Here is a 6,637-nt window from a genome sequence, read left to right as displayed (position 1 = left end):
GTCCGTGCCGGAGAGGGCGACGGGGAGGGTCATCTCCTGGATGGGGAAGGGGGTGTTGATGCCGACGGCTTCCAGCCGGGCGGTCCCCCGAACCGCCCGGCGCCGCCCCCGTGCCACCGTGGTCCTTGGCCGTCGTCGCGCCGGGAAGCGGCCCGTACAGCCATGCCGCGAGCGGGCCGTTCTTGCTGTCGACCGTCACGGAGTGGAAACCGTCGGCGGGAATGCCCGTGTGGTCGTGCCGTACGACGCCTCGGTAGACGGCGTCCGACACGCACAGGGCGAAGTCGTCGGCACGTTCGCGCAGGGCGTCGCGCAGGACGTCTGCGTCCAGCAACCGGCAGGCGTGGTTGAGATCGGAGCCCACCCAGCCCTGGTGCTCGTCCACGGCGACGTAGCCCGTGGCGACGACGGCGCGCAGCCGGATCTGGGCGGAGCGGGACGCCATGCGGTTGAACGCGCGCAGTTGCGCCGGAACCTCGGTGAGCACGGCACGCAGAAGGTCCGTGACCGGGGCGTTGGCGTCGATGAGCTCCATCACCGAGTCCCCGCGGTCGGCACGCAGCCGGCGGGTCTGGTCGACGCCGGCGCGCTGCAGTGTGCGGTCGGTGATGTCGTAGAGCATGCGGCGCAGATACGCCTGCTCCACGTCGTCCCGGTCGCTGAACCGCTCGATGTCCAGCAGCAGGATCGTCCGGCTTACGGGGTCGCTCATGGTCGCCTCTCGACGTGTGGGGCGGAGTGCAGACCAGAAGCGTGCTGCCGTACCGGCCGGGGCGGTGAGGGCGGATGACGCAGTCGGAGTGTGAACGTGTGCACAGAAGACCGACGGCGCGTGAGGCGCTGCGGGGCGGAAACTGCCGTGCTTGCGGCAGTGCCGCACCGCCGACTGCGCCCCGCCGGTCCGTCCGCCGCGCCACGGTGCCTGGACGCCGCGCGGCCCCGCTCATCTCTCCTGCGGCCCCGGCGGTGACGGAATGCCCGCTGCGGGCGCCGTCGCCGCGATGCGGCGGAGGATGTCGGGCCGGCGGATCACCAGGGCGCGGCGGCCCGTGGTGATCGCCTGCTTGTCGCGCAGTTCCCTGAGGAGCCTCTGCACCATCTCGCGGGAGGCGCCGACCGACCCCGCCAATTCCTGTTTGCTGAGCGGTACGGCGAGTTCGATGCCGTCGGGGGTGTGGCGCCCGTGAAGACGCGCGAGGTCCAGCAGCAGGACGGCGAGACGCTCGCGCACGCTCATCGACGCGAACTCCAGCCGCCGCCGGTCGGCCGCGCGGGTGCGGTCCGAGGTGAGGCCGAGCAGGGCGAAGGCGACCGCGGGGGAGTGGTTCAGGAAGTCCTTGAAGCGGTCTCGCTCCACCGCCACCGCCCGCACCGGTTCCAGCGCGGTCACCGTGGCCGCCCGCGGCCGCCCGGTGAGCGCCGCCGATTCGCCGACGATGTCGCCGGGGCCGCGCAGCGCGAGCAGCGCCTCGTAGCCGTTGGCGGCCGCGGCGGTGATCTTCGTCCAACCGTGCAGCAGGAGGAGGACGTGCGCGGACGGTTCCTCCTGGCGGAGGAGGACCGTGCGGGGCGTGAAGTCCATCGTGCGACCGAGTGCGAGCAGCGTCGAGCGGTCCTCGCTCTCCAGGCGGGCCAGGAACGGCACCCGGTCGTCGAGACCGCCGTCGTCCGGCGAGGACACCGGCGTCCACATTGTCATGCCCATCTCCCCCAACTCACGTGGACGCATCAACGTACTGAACGTGCAAGGCCGTAGAATCCGGACGGATGCGATTCGGCCAGGTGCGGGCGACGCGCTGGTCAGGAGACGGGAAAACCGGCGGTTCCGGGGGGACCGCATTTGTTTTGACCGATGTCCGTGAGGTAGGTACGCTCAGACCTTGTGCCTGGGGTGTGCCTCGGCTCTCCTGCGTGCCTTCAAACCGCATAGGGAGCCGTGAACGGCCACCGAAATCTGCGCCTCTTTCTGCCGACCGGCGGGAGTCCGCGGGGTTCGACACACCCGACCGCGTGGGTCGGAGACGTTCCAGGTTAGCTGTACCCATCGGCACACAGAAACCGGAGAAGTAGTGCCTACGATCCAGCAGCTGGTCCGCAAGGGCCGGCAGGACAAGGTCGAGAAGAACAAGACGCCCGCACTCGAGGGTTCCCCTCAGCGTCGTGGCGTCTGCACGCGTGTGTTCACGACCACCCCGAAGAAGCCGAACTCGGCCCTGCGTAAGGTCGCGCGTGTGCGTCTGACCAGCGGGATCGAGGTCACCGCTTACATTCCGGGTGAGGGACACAACCTGCAGGAGCACTCCATCGTGCTCGTGCGCGGCGGCCGTGTGAAGGACCTGCCGGGTGTTCGCTACAAGATCATCCGTGGCTCGCTCGACACCCAGGGTGTCAAGAACCGCAAGCAGGCTCGCAGCCGTTACGGCGCCAAGAAGGAGAAGTAAGAATGCCTCGTAAGGGCCCCGCCCCGAAGCGCCCGGTCATCATCGACCCGGTCTACGGCTCTCCTCTGGTGACCTCCCTGATCAACAAGGTGCTGCTGAACGGCAAGCGCTCCACCGCCGAGCGCATCGTCTACGGTGCCATGGAGGGCCTGCGCGAGAAGACCGGCAACGACCCGGTCATCACGCTCAAGCGCGCTCTCGAGAACATCAAGCCGACCCTCGAGGTCAAGTCCCGCCGTGTCGGTGGCGCCACCTACCAGGTGCCGGTCGAGGTCAAGCCCGGCCGCGCCAACACCCTGGCGCTGCGCTGGCTGGTCGGTTACTCCCGCGCCCGTCGCGAGAAGACCATGACCGAGCGTCTCCTCAACGAGCTTCTCGACGCCTCCAACGGCCTCGGTGCGGCCGTGAAGAAGCGCGAGGACACCCACAAGATGGCCGAGTCCAACAAGGCCTTCGCGCACTACCGCTGGTAGTCGCTACCCACATCGAGACCGAGAGAAGACTGAAGCCTTATGGCTACCACTTCACTTGACCTGGCCAAGGTGCGCAACATCGGCATCATGGCCCACATCGACGCGGGCAAGACGACCACCACCGAGCGGATCCTGTTCTACACCGGTGTGTCTTACAAGATCGGTGAGGTCCACGACGGCGCTGCCACCATGGACTGGATGGAGCAGGAGCAGGAGCGTGGCATCACGATCACCTCTGCTGCCACCACCTGTCACTGGTCGCTGGAGAACGTCGACCACACCATCAACATCATCGACACCCCGGGTCACGTCGACTTCACCGTCGAGGTGGAGCGCTCCCTGCGCGTGCTCGACGGTGCCGTGACGGTGTTCGACGGCGTCGCCGGTGTCGAGCCCCAGTCCGAGACGGTGTGGCGTCAGGCGGACCGCTACGGCGTTCCGCGTATCTGCTTCGTCAACAAGCTCGACCGCACGGGTGCCGAGTTCCACCGCTGCGTCGACATGATCTCCGACCGCCTGGGCGCGCAGCCGCTGGTCATGCAGCTGCCGATCGGCGCCGAGGCCGACTTCAAGGGCGTCGTCGACCTGGTGACGATGAAGGCCCTGGTGTGGTCCGCCGAGGCGACCAAGGGCGAGATGTACGACGTCGTCGACATCCCGGCCACCCACACCGAGGCCGCCGAGGAGTGGCGCGGCAAGCTGCTCGAGGCCGTCGCCGAGAACGACGAGGAGCTGATGGAGCTGTACCTCGAGGGCGAGGAGCCCACCGAGGAGCAGCTGTACGCGGCGATCCGTCGTATCACCATCGCGTCCGGCAAGGGCACCGGCACCACGGTGACCCCGGTGTTCTGCGGCACCGCGTTCAAGAACAAGGGCGTGCAGCCCCTGCTCGACGCGGTCGTGCGCTACCTGCCGTCCCCGGTCGACATCGAGGCCATCGAGGGCCACGACGTCAAGGACCCGGAGACGGTCATCAAGCGCAAGCCGTCCGACGACGAGCCGCTGTCCGCGCTGGCGTTCAAGATCATGAGCGACCCGCACCTGGGCAAGCTCACCTTCGTCCGGGTTTACTCGGGCCGCCTGGAGTCCGGCTCTTCGGTGCTGAACTCCGTCAAGGGCAAGAAGGAGCGCATCGGCAAGATCTACCGCATGCACGCCAACAAGCGTGAGGAGATCGAGTCGGTGGGCGCCGGCGACATCGTCGCCGTCATGGGCCTGAAGCAGACCACCACCGGTGAGACGCTGTGCGACGAGAAGCAGCCGGTCATCCTGGAGTCCATGGACTTCCCGGCGCCGGTCATCCAGGTCGCCATCGAGCCCAAGTCGAAGGGCGACCAGGAGAAGCTCGGCGTCGCGATCCAGCGCCTGGCCGAGGAGGACCCCTCCTTCCAGGTCCACTCCGACGAGGAGACCGGCCAGACCATCATCGGCGGCATGGGCGAGCTGCACCTCGAGGTGCTGGTCGACCGCATGCGCCGTGAGTTCAAGGTCGAGGCCAACGTCGGCAAGCCGCAGGTCGCCTACCGCGAGACCATCCGCAAGGCGGTCGAGAAGGTCGAGTACACCCACAAGAAGCAGACGGGTGGTACCGGCCAGTTCGCCCGCGTCATCATCGCGATCGAGCCGATCGAGGGCGGCGACGCCTCGTACGAGTTCGTCAACAAGGTGACCGGTGGCCGCGTGCCGAAGGAGTACATCCCTTCGGTCGACGCGGGTGCGCAGGAGGCCATGCAGTTCGGCATCCTGGCCGGCTACGAGATGACCGGTGTGCGCGTCACGCTGCTCGACGGTGCCTACCACGAGGTGGACTCCTCCGAGCTCGCGTTCAAGATCGCCGGTTCGCAGGCCTTCAAGGAGGCCGCGCGCAAGGCCAGCCCCGTGCTCCTCGAGCCGATGATGGCCGTCGAGGTCACCACGCCCGAGGACTACATGGGTGAGGTCATCGGCGACATCAACTCCCGTCGTGGCCAGATCCAGGCCATGGAGGAGCGGGCGGGTGCCCGCGTCGTGAAGGGCCTCGTGCCCCTCTCGGAGATGTTCGGCTACGTCGGAGACCTCCGCAGCAAGACGTCGGGTCGCGCAAGCTACTCGATGCAGTTCGACTCCTACGCCGAGGTTCCGCGGAACGTCGCCGAGGAGATCATCGCGAAGGCCAAGGGCGAGTAACGCACCGCGTTCACACGCCGTAGGCTTGACTCCGGAGCCTCACGGGGCAAACACCGCATCCGATGGTGTTTGCCCCAGGGCCCGGGCTTTCCAGCAAAGATCACCTGGCGCCGATGAAGTAAGGCGTACCAGAACCACTCCCAGGAGGACCCCAGTGGCGAAGGCGAAGTTCGAGCGGACTAAGCCGCACGTCAACATCGGCACCATCGGTCACATCGACCACGGTAAGACGACCCTCACGGCCGCCATTACCAAGGTGCTGCACGACGCGTACCCGGACCTGAACGAGGCCACCCCGTTCGACAACATCGACAAGGCGCCCGAGGAGCGCCAGCGCGGTATCACCATCTCCATCGCGCACGTCGAGTACCAGACCGAGGCGCGTCACTACGCCCACGTCGACTGCCCGGGTCACGCGGACTACATCAAGAACATGATCACCGGTGCCGCCCAGATGGACGGCGCGATCCTCGTGGTCGCCGCGACCGACGGTCCGATGCCGCAGACCAAGGAGCACGTGCTCCTGGCCCGCCAGGTCGGCGTTCCGTACATCGTCGTCGCCCTGAACAAGGCCGACATGGTGGACGACGAGGAGATCCTGGAGCTCGTCGAGCTCGAGGTCCGTGAGCTCCTCTCCGAGTACGAGTTCCCGGGCGACGACCTGCCGGTCGTGCGTGTCTCCGCGCTGAAGGCGCTCGAGGGCGACGAGAAGTGGACCGCCTCGGTCCTCGAGCTCATGAACGCCGTCGACACCTCCATCCCGGAGCCCGAGCGTGACGTCGACAAGCCGTTCCTGATGCCGATCGAGGACGTCTTCACCATCACCGGTCGCGGTACGGTCGTCACCGGCCGTATCGAGCGTGGTGTCCTCAAGGTCAACGAGACCGTCGACATCATCGGCATCAAGACCGAGAAGACCACCACCACGGTCACCGGCATCGAGATGTTCCGCAAGCTGCTCGACGAGGGCCAGGCCGGTGAGAACGTCGGTCTGCTGCTCCGCGGCATCAAGCGCGAGGACGTCGAGCGCGGCCAGGTCATCATCAAGCCGGGCTCGGTCACCCCGCACACCGAGTTCGAGGCGCAGGCCTACATCCTGTCCAAGGACGAGGGTGGCCGCCACACGCCGTTCTTCAACAACTACCGCCCGCAGTTCTACTTCCGTACGACGGACGTGACCGGCGTGGTGACCCTCCCCGAGGGCACCGAGATGGTCATGCCGGGTGACAACACCGAGATGAAGGTGGAGCTCATCCAGCCCGTCGCCATGGAAGAGGGCCTGAAGTTCGCCATCCGTGAGGGTGGCCGGACCGTGGGCGCCGGCCAGGTCACCAAGATCACGAAGTGATCTTCGACTGACCCGGTAGGTCTCTGAAGGGGCCCGTACGACTTCGGTCGTACGGGCCCCTTCGCCTTTCCCGTGCCGGGAGGGCCGACGGCGGCCCGGTGAAGTCCCGGCGAACCCCGCGGGACCGGCCGCCGAGAGTTGCGCCAACTCCGCGCCGGAGGCGTCCCGAATGTTCCTGTCTGCTCGCTGTGGGCCGGTTGTGCCGTCCT

Annotated in this window: 6 protein-coding genes; 4 read left to right on the top strand and 2 right to left on the bottom strand. The window is 67.3% G+C overall.

All coding sequences use genetic code 11. The features are described from left to right. Positions 1-712 (bottom strand): hypothetical protein (locus AB0G63_RS14090; RefSeq protein WP_360749269.1); only part of this gene is annotated, 712 nt, incomplete at its 3' end. Between the two features lie 231 nt (positions 713-943). After that, positions 944-1,699 carry a Crp/Fnr family transcriptional regulator gene (locus tag AB0G63_RS14085; protein WP_360749266.1) on the bottom strand — a complete coding sequence of 252 codons (756 nt, stop codon included), beginning with the start codon at positions 1,697-1,699 and terminating at the stop codon, positions 944-946. Between the two features lie 370 nt (positions 1,700-2,069). On the opposite strand from AB0G63_RS14085, the gene rpsL reads away from it, so the two are divergent. From rpsL to tuf, 4 genes are all read left to right on the top strand, one after another. Continuing rightward, positions 2,070-2,441, top strand: coding sequence for a 30S ribosomal protein S12 (gene rpsL / locus AB0G63_RS14080; RefSeq protein WP_003948652.1), 372 nt, complete (start codon positions 2,070-2,072; stop codon positions 2,439-2,441). Between the two features lie 2 nt (positions 2,442-2,443). Then, positions 2,444-2,914: a 30S ribosomal protein S7 gene (gene rpsG / locus AB0G63_RS14075; protein WP_003998848.1), complete on the top strand. Its 471-nt coding sequence runs from the start codon at positions 2,444-2,446 to the stop codon at positions 2,912-2,914. A gap of 39 nt (positions 2,915-2,953) precedes the next feature. Continuing rightward, entirely contained in the window at positions 2,954-5,080 is a 2,127-nt protein-coding gene (gene fusA, locus AB0G63_RS14070; protein WP_360749264.1) for an elongation factor G, read from the top strand. Between the two features lie 154 nt (positions 5,081-5,234). After that, the gene (gene tuf, locus AB0G63_RS14065) at positions 5,235-6,428 is read left to right on the top strand and encodes an elongation factor Tu (protein WP_360749261.1); all 1,194 of its coding nucleotides are present in this window, start codon (positions 5,235-5,237) and stop codon (positions 6,426-6,428) included. The last annotated feature ends 209 nt before the right edge of the window (positions 6,429-6,637 follow it).

The organism is Streptomyces sp. NPDC020996, from assembly GCF_040641355.1.
Taxonomy (GTDB): Bacteria; Actinomycetota; Actinomycetes; order Streptomycetales; family Streptomycetaceae; genus Streptomyces.
This window is presented reverse-complemented; position numbering and strand designations above follow the sequence as displayed.